Here is a 19,626-nt window from a genome sequence, read left to right as displayed (position 1 = left end):
CATCCACTTCGAAGGTAGGTTAGATGGTGTGCTAGATATTTAGCAACTTAGGCTGACACAGAATTCTGAACGCCCTCGGTAAAAGCCAGCAAATTCGCTAACAAATGTATCACAGCATATTCTTTGATGAACATACTCGCTATTCGTTTTATCAATCCATTGTTCTATTTGCGCTAGCATGTTTTCTCCAAAAAATTTGCTTAGTGACTTAACTTAAGCATAAATATTTAATGACGCAGAATTTGCTTTTATCAATAAAAAAGCGCCAATGGTATTATTACTGACGCTGATTATTAATAATGGCTATAAAATTGCCTAGCCTTCTTCTTCAACCAATGATTCTAATAACTCATGGATCTCTGATTTTAATTCTTTGTCTTCAATTTTATTCGCACTGATTTTAGCATCTTGCAGATTTTTAATTGCCGCTTCTTTATCACCCAGCTCAAGCTGTAAAGTAGCCATAGAAAAGGCAACAGACGACATATGATCTTTGTTATTAATTTCTATCGACTTCTGTAACGCTTTTTCGTAAGTCTCGATAGCTTCTTCTAGCTCTTCGGTGAAATCAGCCAATGTTTCCCACTGAACAGGGTGATCTTTCGCTGTATTTTCGTTTTCAATACAAATAGCTTTTAGCTCAGCATATAAAGATTCAAACTGTTTAGTATCATTTTTATTAGCCGCTGCCATCAGCTTTTCCGCCAAATCGTGAACCGCTTTGTATACTTTAGTATTCATAATTACTCGCTACCTTATTAACGCGCCTTTTTTGACTTATTAAAGGCATCGTATTCGAAATATATTCCCTAATAGTACATTATTATTAAGCGCTGCGTTGTTACAAAAGTATTATAAGCGATAAAAACAGAGGTTTAATTTAAAAACCTGGATATTACAGTGCTACACTTAACGCTTAATTTAAGTCGCAATAGTAAATACCTACCCTATGCAAAATTGCAATCAATGCGGTAAATGCTGCACTAAATATGGTGCGGCAGATTTAGATACAAATCAGGATGAAATTGAAATGTGGGCGTTATTCAACCCAGAAATATATCAATATGTTAAAAACGATCAGTTATGGTTTGATCCCAAAACAGGCGAGCAATTAACGCAATGCCCATTTTTAGTACTTAGCAGTAAAAAATATCCACAAGAAAAAGATAAATATACATGCAGTATTTACCATGACCGTCCTCAAGATTGCCGACACTACCCAAGTTTAATTTCAGAAATGATAAACGATGACTGTGAAATGCTTGAACCAATCGATAAACAAAATCCTTTCAAAGCACAAAAAAAATTAGACATACTAATGATAGACAGCCGCTCTTAAGCGAATAAATATAACAAATGCACTGATCTGTAATAATGAGCTGGTAATGTAAATTTAACGCGATTATTTTGCCATTCAACGCAAAATTAAAAGTTATAGTATAACATTGTTGATGATGCCATTTTGTAGTGTTATATTATATCACAACATAACAACCACGATTCGAAGTAATTATGACAAAGTTAACACTCATATCCTCAGCGCTACTGTCTGTTTTGTGTTCTCACTCTGCCCTAGCAGCAACGATTAACGGCACAGTAACAGATTCAAAAAAAAACCTATTGCTAATGCAACTATTCATGTTCATGGAAAGTCACAAAGCGTGAAAAGCAATGAACAAGGTCAGTTTAGCATCGATATAGATGCTAAAAGCCAATTACATATTAGTAAAGATAACTACATCGATTCACGTATATCGCTTGAGAATGTAGACGATACAATTACTGTTACATTAAAGCCGTCTTCGGTTGAAACTGTGGTTGTGTATGCCTCGGCACTACATAAAAATAGCTTAGAAATGATTTCACCTGTAAGCGTACTATCAGGGGATGAACTAAAAAATAAAGCGAAACCGACCCTAGGTGAAACACTTAAAGGAATACCAGGAGTAAACGCGAGTTATTTCGGTCCAGTGTCTTCAAGTCCGATTATTCGTGGCCTAGGTGGTCCTCGTGTTAAAATTACTCAAAACGGTTTAGATAGCAGTGATGCATCACGTATTGGTCCAGATCACGCAACATCAAGTGATAGCTTAGCCGCTGAACAAATTGAAGTACTACGAGGCCCAAGCACCCTACTATATGGCTCTGGTGCGATTGGCGGTGTAGTAAATGTGGTTGATAACCGTATTCCAACCAATAATATTGACGCACTCTCGGGAGCGGCACAATACACACACGATACCGTTTCAAATGCGAACACTTATGCGGCAAAATTAGAAACAGGCAACAATAATTTTAATTTTCATTTTGATGGCACCAAACGCAGTGGTGATGACTATCAAACGCCTCGCTTTAACCTACCGGATGAACATGAAGAAGGTGAAGTACACATTGAGGGCGATGAAGAAACAGCCACTTCAGTTGAAAATACCTTTATCGACAGTGAAACAGTAAACTTTGGTACCAGCTATGTCGGTGAGCATTTAACTGTTGGCTTTTCATACGGCAATATTGAAACAGATTATGGCATTCCTGGGCATTCACATGATCACGGTCATGCCCATGAAGAAGAAGGCGATCATGAAGATCATGCGGATGAAGAACATATAGAAACTCCCGTTTATGCTCATTTAGAGCAAGATCGTTGGCAAGGACTGATAAGTTATGCATTTCATGATAACAGGATTGAATCGATTAATCTTCGTCTTGGCTACACCGACTACACTCACAGTGAAATTGAAGATGGCGCGATTGGCACCACGTTTAGTAACGAAACCACTGAAGCACGTTTAAATGTAGAGCATCAGTTAGGCCAATGGCATGGCATGATTGGCTATCACTATAGTGAATCTGATTACGATGCAATTGGCGAAGAAGCGTTTACGCCTGCAAGTGTCACTACCACTCATGCGTTATATTTACTTGAAGAACGCACATTTGGCGATGTCACCGTAGAGCTTGGCGCCCGCCTAGAAGATTATGATATCAAAAGTGATGTAGATACACATCAGCACAGCCATGATGAACAACCTGTATCGGCAGATGAGACTATTAACTACACCCAAAGCTTTACTAATGTAAGTGCCTCAGCCGGTGCGATTTGGGAGTATATGCCAAGTCACAACCTAGCCGTTAGCTTATCACATTCAGAGCGTGCGCCACTTTCAGCTGAATTACTCTCTAATGGTTTGCATGTTGCCACAGGTACTTATGAGCTTGGCTTGGGCTATCATATTGAAGGGGCAGAAGCGCATTTTGAACCTGAAGAAATTAAACAAGAGACCTCTACCAATCTTGATATTAGTTTACGTCGTTTTAGCGGTGACTTTGGCTACACCGTCAACTTTTTCTATAACGATATTAAAAACTTTTATTATCAACAAAACACCGGATTAGTGTTTGATGAGATGGATGGCTTTGAGTCTGCTGCCAATGGACACAGCGATGCAATTGATGTTTATCAATTTACCAGTAAAGATGTGCAGCTTTATGGTTTTGAATTTGATGCACATTATCAAATAAACCCCAGCGCCATGGTAAAAGTATTTGGTGACTCTACTCGCGCCAAACTAAAAGATAATGAAGGTAATTTACCACGTATCCCTGCCAATAAATTGGGCTCAGAACTACAATATACCCTAGGTAATGCGCAATTTACCTTAACAGGAACCCATTACTTTGAGCAAAATGATATTAGTGCTTACGAAACGGCAACGGATGGCTATACATTAATTGATTTACAAGCCAATTATCAACTTGATTTAGGCGCAGTTGACACGCAGCTATACCTAAGTGTTGATAACATTACTGATGAACTTGGTTTTGTACATAGTTCATTTATTAAAGATACGGCACCTCTTCCTGGACGTAACTTCCAATTTGGCGTTAGAGGCTACTTTTAAAACGCGCTCATTTTTAATCAGACAATAAAAAACCGCATTCGTAATAATGAATGCGGTTTTTTTTACAACTAAATTCTAATTAAAGAATTGCGTGTAACTCAACGTCAAATACTAGAGTTGAGTAAGGTGCGATTGCAGCACCGGCACCACGTTCACCATAAGCAAGCTCATGAGGAACGTATAAACGCCATTTAGTACCTACTGGCATCATTTGTAATGCTTCAGTCCAACCTTTGATCACGCCACCTACTGGGAATTCAGCAGGTTGACCGCGCTCGTATGAGCTATCAAAAACGGTACCGTTTACTAAAGTACCGTGGTAATCAACACGTACTGTAGACTCTGCAGTTGGCTTCTCGCCTTCACCTGTTGCAAGTACTTCGTACTGAAGACCTGACTCAGTTACTGTGATTTCAGGACGTTTTGCGTTTTCTTCTAAAAATGCAATGCCTTCAGCAGCCAATACTTTAGCTTCTTCTTCACGACGAGCTTGGATCTCTTCGTTAATTTTCTCAAACGCAGCTTGGATTTCAGGGATCTCTACTTGAAAAGCACTGCCTGCATACGCATCTTTCATGCCTTCAAATACTGAATTTAAGTTTAAACCTTCAAAAGGGTTAGCCTTAAGTTGCTCACCCATTTGTAAGCCAATACCGTAACTTGCTTTTTCAGCATCTGTAGTAAAATTATCTGACATAATGTGTTATTCACGTTTTGTTAGTTAAAAGACCCGTATATGCTATCACAAAATAAAAGCCGTTTGGGGCTAGTTTTTATTGAGTTTTTCTTTAATTAAACCAATAGCAAAGGTACATACAGGTAAACTGAGCAAAATTACAACAAGTAAGCTCATCGACAACAATCCGGCCACACCGACCAGCAAAAGAGGCACAGCCACTAAACCAATAATGCCAATATAAAACGCGCCCCATACTGGCCAAAAATGATCGTATTTTGTGATTAAATGCGCCGATAAAATATTAAACCCTACGGCGTATAATAAGGTCATCATCAGTGCATCGTCTGGATAAGCATCTATAGCCATTTTTTGTAATAACGATATGGCACTTTGGTAACAATAACCAAACACAGTCCATAGCAGGATGTGCTTAAGTAAACGTTTAGAAAAGGATAACTCCGGGGACTGTGACATGATAAAGCTCCAGATAGCAAAAAACCGCCAATAAGGCGGTTTTTTAAATAATGGTGGAGAGATAGGGATTTGAACCCTAGAGGGGCTATAAACCCCTGCCGGTTTTCAAGACCGGTGCATTCGACCACTCTGCCATCTCTCCGTACGGCGCGCATAATAAGATCATACGCTTAGCTTGTAAAGTCCTATTTTAATAAAACCAGCTAAATAGTTAAATATTAACCGTTTTAGTTACTAATAATATTGTTTAGGCCTACGTGCAATCCAAGAGCACACTAAACATACCAATAAGCTGGCTGTTAAAAATGCAATACTTTGGAATATCAAATCGAAGCGGTTTAAATCATCACTTGGGATCACAACTAACACAAACGAAGGTAGGACGGTGAATAATAGAACATAGCAGCATATTTTAAAGGCTCTGCCAAAATCAAATCGTCGAGACTGTTGCATCCACCATGTTAGCAGTACTAGCACACCCATCGCAGTTGCAGCAATAAAGTGAGCTGCTTGTGTATTCATTGCAACATAAAATGTCGCAAGCGCGCCAACAACACCCCAGATTGACCAAGCAAACCAGTTTTCTTTTTCACGTAAAAATAAATTTCCCATCATTTGCGTCTTCTTTATCGTTATTATTGGTAAGACTTTCCATACATTACCAAAAAACAACCGATTAAAAAACAAACTGAAGAAGATTTATTGCGTTTGGTGCTTCCGTGCGCTTCTCGCAGCTACAATATTAACCGCGGTAGTGTAACACGATTAACTTAATGAATTATGACTATATTGAATATAAAAAGTTCATCCTATTGCTACAAAAAACTAAAATAGTTTTCTGGTTTATGGCACGGTGACTTTTTACACTCAACTGCTGGCGTCCCTAAATACAAATAACCCACTATTTCATCATCATTGTTTAAGTTAAGCGCGTGTTTAACACTGGGGCTTTGTGCAAAGTAACCTGTGCGCCAAATACCGCCAAGCCCTTGTGCAAATGCGGCTTGTTGCATAGCCAGTACGCCACAGCCTGCACTTTGAACTTGTTCTATTCTTGGTACTTTTGGATGTTGTTGATATTTTGCAATGGCAATAATGATCATGGGTGCTCTAAGGGGTAACTCTTTAGCACGATTAATTACTTTTTCAGCTTGCTGCTCGGCCAAAGCGCTTTGATAATAAATTTCACCCAACTTATGACGTGCATCCCCTTGAACAATGATATATTGCCAAGGCGCAATACAGCCATGATCGGGAACTCTGAGCCCAGCCTGCTGAATAATGTTTAGTTGTTCTTCATTAGGGCCTGGCTCTGTCAGTTTTGCATCTGACTGGCGGGTTAATAAAAGCTCAATAGCATCCATTATAATTACTCAAAAGACAAAACAATAGCATACCATTGAAACCCTTAGGGTAAAATATAATGGGCACCCCGCTGTTATTATTTGCTTATCAAGAAAGTACCTAGGTTAAAAAAGCACACAAATAATATCGCAACCCAAATAGCCGTGTATTTGTGCCATTACAAAGTGGCGCTCGCCTTTTGCGTGTAAATAATTAGGTCGAACTAATGAGGGGCTTTATAGGTTTAATTTTGCCAGTTAAGCGTTGTAGCCGAGGCACCATTAAAAGTCGCAATAGCGTCTTTATTAGCTATACAAGGAATGGGGTAAGGTAAAAAACAACAATATAAGGGTCTGATTAAAAGTTAACTATCTTTAAAAAATAATCAGACCCGTGTACTTACTTAAATTGCATATTAAATACTGCGTGCAACTTGTAAAGCTTCAAATATAGCGCGCTTGGCATCAATAGCCGCTGCCAGTTTAGCGCCACCAATAACATGAACCTTGGCATTCTCTGCTTGCGCCTTAAATAGTTCGTCATTAGACACTTGGCCAATACAAGCAATCACAGTATCAACTGGCAATACTTGCGTTTCGCCAGCAACACTGATAGTTAGGCCGTTTTTATCAAAACGATGGTATTGGCAATTGGCAATTTGCTTAACGCCATGTTGTTTAGCAACTTGACGATGTATCCAACCAGTTGTTTTACCTAAACCACCACCAAAGCGCCCTTCACTGCGTTTAAGCATATAAAGTTGACGATCATCTTTGTGAGGCTGAGCATCGCACTCTATTCCCCACTGGGTTTTAAAGTCGCTGATACTTTGTGATTTATGTTCACTTAAAAATGCCACCATATCAAAACCAATACCGCCTGCGCCTAAAATCGCAATCGAGTTACCAAGTTCAACCTCACCGCGAATGACTTCATCGTAGGCAAAAACACGTTTGTCATCACTACATTCTATAGAGGCTTCACGTGGCCTTACACCCGTGGCAAAAACCACATCATCAAACTGGCTTAGCATACCATCATCAAATGCTTTACCTAATTCAATAGTGACGTTTAAACGCTTAAGTTCATTGGTAAAGTAAGCCAATGTATGGTTAAAGTCTTCTTTACCTGGTATTTGCATGGCCAAATTAAACTGCCCACCCATATGCTGCTTTTGGTCAATAAGCGTTACATTGTGACCTTTTTGCGCTAAGTAACAACTTGAAGAAAGCCCAGCAGGACCCGCTCCAACCACTAATACATTTTTAGCTGTTGCGGCTTTTTCTAGAGGGTAATCAAGTTCAAAACCCGCTTGTGGGTTAACTAAGCACGTGGCACGTTTACCTTTAAATACGTGGTCTAAACAGCCCTGATTACACCCAATACAAATATTAATATGGTCAGAGCGCTTCGCTTGGTATTTATTAAAAAACTCAGGATCGGCAAGTAAAGGACGCGCCATAGAGATTAAATCAGCTTCACCCGCCGTTAAAATATCATTGGCAATTTCTGGTGTATTAATGCGGTTTACGGCAATAACAGGCACGCTAATAACATCTTTCAACCGCTTTGACGCTTCTTTAAATGCGCCTGGGGGTACCATGCTTGCAATTGTCGGTACCCGTGCTTCATGCCAACCAATGCCAGTATTAAAAATATCAACACCTGCTTTTTCAAGTGCAATAGCTTGTTGTGTTACTTCCTCAGGAGTTGAGCCATTCGGAATTAAATCGATAACAGACAGTCTAAAAATAATTAGAAATTTATCTGAAACTTTAGCTCTTACTGCTTTTACAATCTCAACAGCTAAACGCATTCTGTTTTCAAGACTGCCACCAAACTCATCGTCTCGTTTGTTTGTATGCGGTGCCATAAACTCATTGATTAAGTAACCTTCAGAGCCCATCACCTCAACGCCATCGTAACCAGCTTTTTCTGCTAAATATGCAGAGTGAGCAAAATCTTTAATGGTTTTTTTAATTGAACTTAAAGACATAGCCTTAGGTTTATAAGGGTTGATCGGTGCTTTTATCGCACTTGGGGCTTGATTGAATGGATGATAGGCATAGCGCCCAGCATGCAATAACTGCAGGCAAATTTTACCACCATGTTGATGAACAGCTTGCGTATAAGCACGGTGTTTAAAAACATCATAATAACTATTAAATGATGATGAAATAGGCGTTAACTTGCCGCGAAGATTAGGGCTATATCCCCCCGTAATGAGCATTGCTGTGCCACCTTTAGCACGAGCTTCATAAAAAGCACGTAGGCGTTTACGATTATGCCATCCCTCTTCGAGGCCGGTATGCATTGATCCCATTACTAAACGGTTGCGTAATTGTGTGTGTTTTAGTTCTAATTTTTGTTCTAACATCCTGTGCCCCAATAACTGGTCTAACCTGTGTGCATTTAGTCAATTCTGCTTTAATGACCAACAATAAGCAATATATGAGCAGATTAAACTTAATAATTTTTTAACTTAAAACCTGTTGACTGCGTTTATCTTGACCAATAGCGTGAGTTAAAAATAGTGACTACAGCCATAATTTCAGTAATTATTTATTAAATAAACACGTGTTTTATCTCAAGTGTAATTGAATTTATAAATGTTTCGTTACGATTTAGCAGTTAAATTTATTTATATTCTACGCTAAGATGGCAATAACGTTTTAGCTGTACCAATTTAAGGAGCTATTTTGATAGCAAAGGTATTTAAAGGTATATGGACGGGGATCAACTTCTCACGTCGTTTAATACTCAACGTATTGTTTTTATTTTTGGTCGTCATTTTTATCGTATCGGTATCAAGTGACGGTGATAAAATTATTGTCGAAGAGGGCTCTGTTCTTAGACTTAACCTTAATGGCCCTATTGTCGAAGAAAAAACCTATATAGACCCTGTTGAAGCCGCTATTAATGATGCAACGGCCAGTGCTGACTCACCTAGTGAAATATTGCTCGACGACGTAGTTGAAGTAATTAATGAAGCAGCACAAGACTCGCGTATAAGCGCTATTTTGCTTGATTTACAAGAAATGCCAAAAGCACATTTAAATAAGCTCAAACAAATTACACAGGCACTTGAAACATTTAAAGCAACCGGTAAAAAAGTGATTGCCTCAGGGTATTACTACACCCAAGCACAATATTACATTGCCGCGCATGCAGACGAAATTGCGATGCATCCTTATGGTAGTGTACTTATCGAAGGCTACGGTATGTACCCGCTTTACTTCAAAGACGCATTAGAAAAATTAGAAGTCACTCAGCATATATTCCGTGTAGGTACCTTTAAATCGGCCGTTGAACCGTTTATCAGAAACGATATGTCAGAGGCAGCTAAAGAAGCAAACCGTGTATGGCTAGGTGCTTTATGGAATGAATATAAGCAAGATGTTAGTGCCGTGCGCCCTTTTGATGAGTCAAACTTTGATGAAACAATGGATGTTTATTTAGCTAAAATGCAAGCCGCTAATGGTGATGCCGGTAAATATGCACTGGATAACCAATGGGTTGATTCATTAAAAACCAATCAGCAAATTCGCCAACAATTAATTGAATTGGTTGGAGAAAATGAAGATGGAAAAACATTCAAACAAGTCTCTTTTGGTGAATACTTAAGTTTAGTAAAACCGCCTATTGAGTTTGATAACCCTATGACTGAAAAAGTCGCTGTTGTGGTTGCTAAAGGCACTATTGTTGATGGTGAACGCCGTGCTGGTGAAATTGGTGGTGATTCAACTGCAGCCCTCCTTCGCAAAGCGCGACTTGATGACAAGGTTAAAGCGGTGGTTTTACGTATAGATTCAGGCGGTGGCAGCATGTTTGCCTCAGAAGTAATTCGTGCTGAAGTACTTGCACTTAAAGCTGCTGGTAAACCCGTTATTTCATCAATGAGCTCAGTGGCTGCATCAGGCGGTTATTGGATTGCATCGGCGGCCAATGAAATTTGGGCAGCACCGAGTACAATTACCGGTTCAATTGGCGTATTTGGTACCTTTATGACATTTGAAGATACCCTCGCTAAAATAGGCGTGTATTCAGATGGCGTAGCAACCACCGAATTGGCAGGTTTTTCAATCACTCGCCCACTTAACGAGAAAATGGCTAAAGTTATTCAAATGAGTGTTGAAGAAGCGTATGGACGCTTTTTAGATGTGGTTGCTGAGGCACGTAATATGACCCCAGAGCAAGTTGATAAAATTGCCCAAGGCCGGGTATGGATTGCCTCTCAAGCACAAGAGCTTGGTTTAGTTGATAAACTTGGTAATAAACAAGATGCGATTAAAGCAGCTGCTGAGCTTGCAAAGCTTAACTATTATGACGTTAAAACAATTAAGCAATCGCTTAGCCCACAAGAAAAAATGCTTCAAGATATCTTCGGCAGTGCCGCCGTAAAATCAGTACTTGGGCTTGAAACACAAAAAACAGCAGTATTAGCCAGCCAAGCTAATCTGCAAAGTGTTATTAAACAATTAAGCAGTGAAGTAGAAAACCTAAAAGATTATAACGATCCACAAGGTGTTTATGCCCGCTGTTTAGAGTGTACAGTTGCACAATAGTGCCTTAACAGGCTGTATTGATTAGCAGTTAGCGTTATACTAAGCCCAGTTTTTTTACTGGGCTTTTTTTATGAAACGTAAACGCATTTATATCGCTTACACTGGCGGTACCATAGGAATGAAAAAATCAATTCGCGGCTATATTCCTGCTGAAGGGTTTTTAACCGAAACCGTGGTTAATAACGCAGAGTTTAATCGTGAAGAAATGCCATTATTTGATATTCATGAATACTGCCCACTTATAGATTCTTCAGATATGTCACCGGCTCATTGGCAACTCATCGCCGATGACATAAAAAGTAAATACCAAGATTACGATGGCTTTGTGGTACTGCATGGTACTGACACTATGGCCTATACTGCATCAGCTCTGTCGTTTATGTTTGAAAACTTAACTAAACCTATTATTGTGACCGGCTCACAAATTCCGCTGTCTCAATTACGCTCAGATGGTCAAGTTAACCTCCTTAATGCCATGTATTTAGCGGCTAACTACCCCATTGCAGAAGTCAGCTTATTTTTTAATAATCAGTTGTTCAGAGGTAATCGTGCCACCAAAGCCCATGCAGATGGGTTTGATGCATTCGCCTCACCTAACTTAGAGCCGCTTGCGCTTTCAGGTATTAATATTCAGCTGATCAAAGGGCAATTAAGCCCGTATGTAGAAAATGAACTCCAAGTTACCCCTATTACACCGCAAGCTATTGGCGTGCTGTATTTATACCCAGGGATCAGCAAAGAAGTAGTAAAAAGCTTAGTTAATGGCAATATTAAAGCCCTTGTACTGCTAAGCTTTGGTGTAGGTAATGCGCCACAAGACCCTGAGTTTTTAGATATTCTAGATGAAGCAAGTAAACGGGGTGTTATTATTACTAATTTAACCCAATGTTTAAAAGGCCAAGTGAACATGGGCGGTTATGCCACTGGTAACGCGCTGTTAAACATAGGCGTGATCAGCGGTTACGATATGACCTTAGAAGCATGCTTAACTAAACTGCATTACTTGTTTAGTCAAAACCTAGAAATTGAAACAATTCGCCATTTAATGCAAGATAACCTGCGTGGTGAGCTGACCCGTTAAGTAATCAGTTAAGCGAATAACAAAAAAGGACACTACTTAGCGCCCTTTTTAGTTTACTTAGATTTTATTAACGAACTTTTGCGTCAATATCAACTAAGTCAGTTAAATGGCACGTTTCACCACTGTGAGTTTTAATGCCGTGCTCACCAAAGTAATCACGCTGGGCTTGAACTAAGTGCCCATTACTTGGTGTTGTTAGCGTTGCTAAGTAGGTTTGTGTTGCACTAAGCACAGGAAACGCCAGACCCGTCATAACGGCTAGGCCAGTCACTTTACGCATCGCTAATGACTCTTTTTCAAGCGTGTCAATAAACTCAACGCCTTGCGCTACACTATCAAGGTAATCAGCACGGATAATACACCCTGCACGCCATGTTTGTAGCGTTTTCGCTAAATCAACTTTCCATTGATGAGTTCGTGAAGCGCCTTTAATTAATGCAAGTCCTTGACGGTATGCCAACAGGCTCGCAAGGGTAAACGCATCTTTTAACTCGTTTAAATCAATATCAACTTGCGTGGTATTTTGTGCGCTGTACGTCATTTCTTGTGCGGCAGTGGTATTACACGCATTGGTTAAATGACGAGCTTGTACAGCAGCCACTAACGACGGTACCGCAATACCTAATTCAAGGGCGTTTTGTGCTGTCCATAAACCAGTGCCTTTTGCGCCTACTTTATTGTCAATTAAATCTACAAGCGGCACATTATGCGAATTTTCAAGTGATAAAATATGGCTTGAGATTGACAGTAAATAGCTATTTAGCTGCCCTTGAGACCATTCGTTAAATATCTCTGCAATTTCTTTAGGTGAGCGATTAGTGCCGTGACGCAATAGCTGATACATTTCTGCAATCAGTTGCATGAGTGCGTATTCAATTCCATTGTGAACCATTTTTACAAAATGGCCGCTAGCTGACTGGCCTACACGCGCAAAACACGACTCGCCTTTATAGCTTGCAGCAACCTTTGTAAACCATGGCTCGACACGCTCCCAGCCACCTTCAGAACCACTGGCCATCATAGCTGGACCGTGACGTGCACCCTCGGCACCGCCTGAAATACCCATAGTGGCAAATTCAAACTTATCTTGGTATTTGAGCTTACGGTTAATACCGTCTTTATAATTACTGTTACCACAATCAACAATAATATCACTACACTGAACACCCGCTTCAATAAGCTCGTTGCAAACCGCATCAACTAACTCACCAGCAGGCACAAGTAATAAAATAGAACGTGGTGCTTCTAAACGCCTAACCATATCCCCTAGATCAGAGACAATGTGAAGTTTATCAGCCATGCCTTGTGATTTAGCACAACTTAGTAATTCTTCACCCGCATTTGGGTTTTTGTCATAAGCGACAAGCGTTATCCCTTTTTCAATCAAGTTCAGGGCAAGATTTTTCCCCATAACGCCTAACCCTACTAATGCAACTTGCATTTAGTGCCCTCCTCGGTAACAACTATTTGGTTAGTAAATTAAAATAATACCGCGTGCATTATACTCAGACCGCAGCCATGAGCAAAGCTACATGCATTTATTACAGTTAAAATAAACGCCGCAATTATATCAAACAACCGCCCTCTCAGGGGAAGAAATAGCAGTGCTATTTAAATTTTTAGATCATTGACGCCCTGTGACACCGGTGTCATAATGATGACATATTCATTTTGTATATAATAGTCGCAATGTTATAAAAATTGCATAAAACTAAAGATTGCTCTTTATTAGTAATCGCTAAAAACAAAATAACCGTCAACTTGCTTAAAAAAAGCACACAGGAGAATTTAATGTTAAGACGTACAAAAATAGTCGCGACACTTGGACCTGCAACAGATAGAGATAATAACTTAGAAAAAATTATTCGTGCAGGCGCAAATGTCGTTCGATTAAATTTCTCACACGGTGTTGCACAAGATCATAAAGACCGTGCACAAGCTGTTCGAGATATTGCAACTAAACTTGGTAAGCACATCGCGATTCTCGCTGACTTACAAGGCCCAAAAATTCGCGTTTCAACCTTCAAAGAAGGTAAAGTGACCTTATCTGTTGGTGCAAAATTTATTCTTGATGCCAAAATGGAAAAAGGCCAAGGCGATATTAACGCCGTCGGTATTGACTACAAAGAGCTACCACAAGATGTTGCCCCTGGTGATTTATTGCTATTAAACGATGGCTTAATTCAACTCACCGTAGAAAGTGTTGAAGGTCACTTAGTTCATACCATTGTGACTGTTGGCGGCGTACTTTCTAATAATAAAGGGATTAACCGTTTAGGTGGAGGCTTAACGGCACCTGCATTTACGGAAAAAGATAAAGAAGATTTAATCACTGCTGCTGAAATTGGCGTTGATTACATTGCGGTTTCTTTTCCTCGCAGTGGCGATGATATGCGTTATGTGCGTTCATTAGCGGAGGCTGCAGGCTCTAATGCACAGCTTTTAGCTAAAATTGAGCGTGCTGAAGCAGTAGAAACACAAGAGGCAGTTGATGACATTATTTTAGCCTCTGACGCTGTTATGGTTGCCCGTGGCGACTTAGGTGTTGAAATTGGTGATGCTGCACTAATGGGTAAACAAAAACTCATTATTCGTCGTGCTCGTTCATTGAACCGTACCGTTGTAACCGCTACGCAAATGATGGAATCGATGATCGATAACCCTATGCCAACACGTGCAGAAGTTATGGATGTTGCCAATGCGGTACTTGATGGCACAGATGCAGTGATGCTTTCTGCTGAAACAGCCGCTGGTGATTACCCGGAAGAAACCGTTGCTACTATGGCGCGTGTTTGTCTAGGTGCTGAGTCGCAAAAAGAAACACACGTTTCTAAACATCGTTTAGACAGCCGTTTTTCTTCTAATGCCGAATCAATTGCCTTATCAGCTATGTATGCAGCTAACCACTTAGACTCTGTTAAAGCGATTATCACCTTGACTGAGTCGGGTAGCACGGCAAAATTGATGTCGCGAATTAGCTCTGGACTGCCTATTTATTCACTTTCACGTCATGCAAGTACATTAGGTCAAACAGCACTGTATCGTGGTGTTTACCCTGTATTTTTTGACTCTACAAAATGTGAAAAAGATAGCATGGTTAAAGATGCATTAAGCACACTTGTAGCCGCAGGCTCTTTACAAGCAGGCGATACCGTGATTATTACCCACGGTGATGCGATGGAAACGATTGGTGCAACCAACACGATGAAAATAGTCACGGTTTCGTAACTGTAACGCGCATAAAAAAACGCGAGCTAAAAGCTCGCGTTTTTTTATGTTATTTATTAAAATTAGCTAGCCAGTGCTGCTTTTACTTTATCACGGTAACTTCTACTTACTTTAAGCTCTTGTCCGTTATCTAACACTAATAAATATTCACCACTAACCTGAGTTACCAGCTTGCTAATTTGTTTGGTGTTAACAATCGCGCTGCGATGAACACGTACAAATAAGCTTGGATCTAATTCTTGTTCAAGCTCTTTCATGGTTTTACGTAATATATGCGTTTGCCCATCTTGGCAATGCAGACACATGTAATCACCTGCCGCATCTACCCACTGTATAGTAGCAACGGGTACTCTGACAATTTCGCCCTGCTCTTTTACGGCCAATGACTCAGGATAACGACGATCTGTAAGGGTATCGCCTGTGGCCAATTTCTTTAAAATTTCTTCGCAGTTATTGCCTGTTATCCCTGCTACGAAACTCGCTAGTTTTTTCTTATGGGCGTTATCCTGCTGAGTTTTTAAATAGGTATGCACTTTTTCTACCGCCTGTTTTAATCTGTTATCATCAACGGGTTTTAAAATGTAATCTAAAGCATGAATTTCAAATGCTTTAACAGCAAAGTGATCAAACGCCGTAACAAACACAATGGCAGGTAAATCTTTACTGCTTTCACTTAAAGCACGTGCGACTTCAAAACCGTTCATACCAGGCATTTGAATATCAAGAAAGACAAGATCAATTTTTTCGTTTTTACAACTTTCAATCGCATCAAAACCTGAGCTACACAGTTTGATCACTTCAATATCAGAAAACTCTTCAAGCCTGACGGCTAAACCTTTACGTGCTAATGGTTCATCATCAACAATAAGCGTTTTTATTCTTGTCATTTCTTCACAGCCTTCTCAAACGGGACTCGCAGATTAACTTTTAATCCACTTGGCGTATTATGTGATAATACAAACGAGTAATTATTTTCGTAGAGCGTTTTTAATCTGTCTCGGGTGTTTGCCACCCCTACGCCTTGTGCATTAACTAACTGACCATTTTCAATATCAGTGCCAGGCCCATTATCGCCCACTTCAAGTAATAATTCATTAGCAAAAACTTGCGCTTTTATATCAATAACACCACCTTCTGACATATGGGCAATGGCGTACTTAATGGCATTTTCGATGATCGGTTGTAATATTAAGCTTGGCACTAATGCTTGTTTGGCCTGCTCACTCACGTCCACATTAACTTGTAAGCGCTCATCAAAACGTACACGTTCAATTTCTAAATAGAGCATTAATGCATGTAACTCTTGCTCCAGCGGCACTTTTTTAATTGGATCAGTATTAAGCGTATAGCGTAAAAAGTCACTCAATTTAGATACCATCAAGTTAGCATCTTTATTTTCTTTTACCAAAACTAAGGTTGATATTGCATTGAGCGTATTAAACAGAAAATGAGGATTTAGCTGGTATCTAAGCATTTTTAACTGCGCTTCGTGCGCCATTGTGGTCGCTTTTAAGGCTTTTTGACGTTCACTTTGTAATAACTGGTAATACTTAACCCCAAAGTACAAACCACTCCAACACAAAATAATATAAACAGAATCAAGTCCTTGTTGTAAATAATAAAACCATTCTTCAGGACGGTATCCGTGGCGATAAATTTCCCACAGGTTAAACTTTTGCACCACGGCCCATAATGTACCGGTTATATAAGAGGCGCCAAATACAACAATAATTAATACCCAAGGTGAGGCATTCCAAATTTTGCGATAAATATAACGCAGAGGCACAGTCATTAAACAGCCCGCATAGGCGTTTAGTAAAATAACGAATACGTAAATATCACGCATTTCGAATACTTTAGAACCAATATAGTTAACTAACGCATAACCTATCCAGCCTGCAATTTGCAAAAGCCAGAAAAAACGTTGTCTGTTATCAATTAAAGACTGCCAATTCAAAATTAATTATTACCTTGTAAATTTGTGACTATTATATCGATTTATCGTCAGGTATAGCACTACCAACTGTCTTACTTTTTAATAGCCCTATCGCAAACAATAAATTAAATAAATGCAGGATGGATGTTCAGTTCTGGTTTAGTTGTTACGTTGAACAGGCTAAAACTCGTGTTGCAATTACCCCTTGCGGATGGTTTAAAGCGCATAAAAAAAGCGAAAGGAATTCACCTTTCGCTTATCAATGTTTACTTTTATTTTTTAAGCAAGCTTATCTGAAGCAACTTTATAAGTCGGATCTTCAATTACGTTCACTTCAACTAAGTCACGTGCTTTATGAAGTAGTTCTGTACAGTCTTTACTTAAGTGACGCAAGTGCAGCTTTTTACCCGCTTTATTGTATTTGTCAGCTAAGCTGTCGATGGCCTCAATCGCACTATGATCCGCAACGCGACTGTATTTAAACTCAACAATCACATCTTTAGGGTCATTCTTAACATCAAATAAATCAGCAAAGTTTTTAACCGAACCAAAAAATAAAGGCCCATGTAGCTCATACACTTTTGAACCTTCTTTATCAATATAGTTAGTTGTGTAAATATGTTTTGCATGCTGCCATGCAAACACTAACGCAGAGACAATAACACCTACACACACCGCAATCGCAAGGTCGGTAATAACCGTTACACCCGAAACTAATACAATTACAAAAGCATCAGATAAAGGCACGCGTTTCATCATTTTGAAACTCGTCCATTCAAACGTACCCAGCACCACCATAAACATAACCCCAACTAATGCGGCCAGTGGAATCATTTCGATTAAGCTTGAAGCGAAAATAATAAATGCAAGTAACATCAATGCTGCACTAATACCTGATAAACGCGAACGCCCACCTGAATTAATGTTGATCATAGATTGGCCAATCATGGCACAGCCACCCATTGCACCAAAGAAACCACATGTGACGTTGGCCGCACCTTGGCCAATACATTCTTTATTAGAATGGCCACGGGTTTCTGTAATTTCGTCAATCAAGCTTAGCGTTAACAGCGATTCAATTAAGCCAATTGCTGCAAGAATAAGCGCATATGGAAAGATAATTTGTAGTGTTTCTAGGTTAAAAGGGACCATAGGAATATGAAACTGTGGTAAGCCACCGGCAATGGTTGCAGCTTCATTTCCTGTCATGCCTTTTAAGAAATCAAGTACTGTACGCGCTTCTAAATCAAGACCAATCACTAAACCCGTTACAGTAACAATAGCAACCAGTGATGAAGGCACTGCGGTAGTTAATTTTGGTAAAAAGTGAATAATTGCCATCGTTAGCGCCACTAAACCTAACATGATGTAAAGCGCACTGCCCGTCATCCACATTTGGCCGCCAGCACCATCAGGCACTTTAAACTGTCCAAGCTGGGCTAAAAATATAACAATCGCTAAACCGTTAACGAAACCGAGCATAACAGGATGCGGAACCATACGAATAAATTTACCGAGCTTAAATACCCCAGCCAATATTTGTAGTAGTCCCATCAGCAACACAGTGGCAAATAGGTATTCCACTCCGTGATCAAGTACTAAACTTACCATCACAACCGCTAATGCACCGGTTGCACCCGAAATCATACCCGGACGACCACCAAAAATAGCCGTAATTAAGCCCACAATAAATGCGGCGTATAAACCAACAAGAGGTTCTACATTTGCAACAAAGGCAAATGCAACAGCTTCTGGGATCAAGGCAAGTGCCACTGTCAATCCAGAGAGAATATCGTTTTTAGCAGAGCTTGGCGCTCTGCTGAGTAAGTTAAACATTGAGTTCCTCAGTTTTATTTCGCTAACAAAAAAAGCGCTAGATTTTATCAAATTAGCGCTCATTTCACAATTATAGTTAATTCAGCCTGTGTGTTTTTAGCTGCTTAGTAAAGTTTAAAGTGGCAGTGCCGTGCTTCGTTTAACACACGTCATGGTCACATTAGAATGAACCTCTTGTACATATTCTAAGCTAAGCAAGTTATCGCGTACAAAGTGCTCATAACCTTCTATGCCTTGAGAAATAATACGCAACATAAAGTCCATAGTGCCAGCCATGGTGTAACATTCAGTCACTTCATCATAGCTAAGTATTAATTTTTCAAACTCAGCTAAATTCTTTTTACCATGGTTTGATAAACGTACATGGGCGTAAACCAACATATCAAAGCCCAGCTTTTTTTCATCAAGCAATGCGACTTTACTTTTGATGTAGCCATCTTGTTCTAATTTAGCAATACGACGCCAACAAGGAGACTGAGAAAGTCCGACTTTGTCTGCAATCTCAGCAGTTGATAAACTTGCATCTTGTTGTAAAAGTGCCAATATTTGGCGATCTACGTGATTTAGAGACATTTTATTTC

The 19,626-nt window shown here is 39.7% G+C and carries 15 protein-coding genes, 1 tRNA gene and 1 pseudogene; 5 read left to right on the top strand and 12 right to left on the bottom strand.

From position 1 onward, the window contains the following. Positions 1 to 315 precede the first annotated feature (315 nt). Positions 316 to 741, bottom strand: a complete 426-nt coding sequence (locus AAEY57_RS04100) for a tetratricopeptide repeat protein (protein WP_008112472.1) — start codon at positions 739 to 741, stop codon at positions 316 to 318. A gap of 208 nt (positions 742 to 949) precedes the next feature. Here AAEY57_RS04100 and AAEY57_RS04095 point away from each other — a divergent pair, with 208 nt between their 5' ends. Continuing rightward, positions 950 to 1,339, top strand: a complete 390-nt coding sequence (locus AAEY57_RS04095; RefSeq protein WP_008112471.1) for a YkgJ family cysteine cluster protein — start codon at positions 950 to 952, stop codon at positions 1,337 to 1,339. Between the two features lie 173 nt (positions 1,340 to 1,512). Next, positions 1,513 to 3,902 (top strand): annotated as a pseudogene (locus AAEY57_RS04090) (TonB-dependent receptor). Positions 3,903 to 3,981: 79 nt separating this feature from the next. Here AAEY57_RS04090 and bamJ read toward each other — a convergent pair. The 6 genes from bamJ to AAEY57_RS04060 all read right to left on the bottom strand — a co-directional run bounded on the left by bamJ (position 3,982) and on the right by AAEY57_RS04060 (position 8,776). Then, positions 3,982 to 4,599 carry a BamJ family beta-barrel-assembly machinery protein gene (gene bamJ / locus AAEY57_RS04085; protein ID WP_008112467.1) on the bottom strand — a complete coding sequence of 206 codons (618 nt, stop codon included), beginning with the start codon at positions 4,597 to 4,599 and terminating at the stop codon, positions 3,982 to 3,984. A gap of 69 nt (positions 4,600 to 4,668) precedes the next feature. After that, entirely contained in the window at positions 4,669 to 4,992 is a 324-nt protein-coding gene (locus AAEY57_RS04080) for a hypothetical protein (protein ID WP_350606510.1), read from the bottom strand. Positions 4,993 to 5,106: 114 nt separating this feature from the next. Further along, a tRNA-Ser gene (locus tag AAEY57_RS04075) sits at positions 5,107 to 5,197 on the bottom strand. Positions 5,198 to 5,289: 92 nt separating this feature from the next. Then, the gene (locus tag AAEY57_RS04070) at positions 5,290 to 5,667 is read right to left on the bottom strand and encodes a hypothetical protein (RefSeq protein WP_024601029.1); all 378 of its coding nucleotides are present in this window, start codon (positions 5,665 to 5,667) and stop codon (positions 5,290 to 5,292) included. 203 nt (positions 5,668 to 5,870) lie between these two features. Continuing rightward, on the bottom strand, positions 5,871 to 6,419 hold the full coding sequence (locus AAEY57_RS04065; RefSeq protein ID WP_008112461.1) for an NAD(P)H nitroreductase: 549 nt from the start codon (positions 6,417 to 6,419) through the stop codon (positions 5,871 to 5,873). A gap of 395 nt (positions 6,420 to 6,814) precedes the next feature. Beyond that, positions 6,815 to 8,776 (bottom strand): oxidoreductase, encoded by a 1,962-nt coding sequence (locus tag AAEY57_RS04060; protein ID WP_350606501.1) that lies wholly within the window; start codon positions 8,774 to 8,776, stop codon positions 6,815 to 6,817. A gap of 322 nt (positions 8,777 to 9,098) precedes the next feature. Between AAEY57_RS04060 and sppA the strand changes: the two genes are divergently transcribed. Together sppA and ansA are read left to right on the top strand one after the other, a co-directional pair. Further along, positions 9,099 to 10,964 carry a signal peptide peptidase SppA gene (gene sppA, locus AAEY57_RS04055; protein ID WP_350606499.1) on the top strand — a complete coding sequence of 622 codons (1,866 nt, stop codon included), beginning with the start codon at positions 9,099 to 9,101 and terminating at the stop codon, positions 10,962 to 10,964. Positions 10,965 to 11,034: 70 nt separating this feature from the next. Then, positions 11,035 to 12,045: an asparaginase gene (ansA, locus tag AAEY57_RS04050; protein ID WP_008112456.1), complete on the top strand. Its 1,011-nt coding sequence runs from the start codon at positions 11,035 to 11,037 to the stop codon at positions 12,043 to 12,045. A 67-nt stretch (positions 12,046 to 12,112) separates the two neighbouring features. On the opposite strand, the gene gnd is transcribed toward ansA, so the two are convergent. Next, on the bottom strand, positions 12,113 to 13,486 hold the full coding sequence (gene gnd, locus AAEY57_RS04045) for an NADP-dependent phosphogluconate dehydrogenase (protein WP_008112454.1): 1,374 nt from the start codon (positions 13,484 to 13,486) through the stop codon (positions 12,113 to 12,115). A 350-nt stretch (positions 13,487 to 13,836) separates the two neighbouring features. On the opposite strand from gnd, the gene pyk reads away from it, so the two are divergent. Continuing rightward, the gene (pyk, locus tag AAEY57_RS04040) at positions 13,837 to 15,273 is read left to right on the top strand and encodes a pyruvate kinase (RefSeq protein ID WP_008112452.1); all 1,437 of its coding nucleotides are present in this window, start codon (positions 13,837 to 13,839) and stop codon (positions 15,271 to 15,273) included. 62 nt (positions 15,274 to 15,335) lie between these two features. On the opposite strand, the gene AAEY57_RS04035 is transcribed toward pyk, so the two are convergent. From AAEY57_RS04035 to AAEY57_RS04020, 4 genes are all read right to left on the bottom strand, one after another. Continuing rightward, positions 15,336 to 16,160, bottom strand: a complete 825-nt coding sequence (locus AAEY57_RS04035; RefSeq protein ID WP_008110464.1) for a LytR/AlgR family response regulator transcription factor — start codon at positions 16,158 to 16,160, stop codon at positions 15,336 to 15,338. Then, positions 16,157 to 17,230 carry a sensor histidine kinase gene (locus AAEY57_RS04030; protein WP_008110465.1) on the bottom strand — a complete coding sequence of 358 codons (1,074 nt, stop codon included), beginning with the start codon at positions 17,228 to 17,230 and terminating at the stop codon, positions 16,157 to 16,159. Before AAEY57_RS04030 ends, AAEY57_RS04035 begins: the two co-directional genes overlap by 4 nt. Before the next feature lie 258 nt (positions 17,231 to 17,488). Then, complete coding sequence (locus AAEY57_RS04025; RefSeq protein WP_350606494.1) at positions 17,489 to 19,045, bottom strand: SulP family inorganic anion transporter; 1,557 nt, start codon at positions 19,043 to 19,045, stop codon at positions 17,489 to 17,491. Positions 19,046 to 19,159: 114 nt separating this feature from the next. Continuing rightward, a complete protein-coding gene (locus AAEY57_RS04020; protein ID WP_008110469.1) occupies positions 19,160 to 19,618 on the bottom strand; it encodes an Lrp/AsnC family transcriptional regulator in 459 nt (152 codons plus the stop codon). Positions 19,619 to 19,626 lie beyond the last annotated feature (8 nt).

It is taken from the genome of Pseudoalteromonas sp. MER144-MNA-CIBAN-0113 (genome assembly GCF_040308965.1).
Taxonomy (GTDB): domain Bacteria; phylum Pseudomonadota; class Gammaproteobacteria; order Enterobacterales; family Alteromonadaceae; genus Pseudoalteromonas; species Pseudoalteromonas tetraodonis.
Note: the sequence above shows the minus strand (reverse complement) of the source record. Positions and strands in the feature narration are given on the sequence as shown.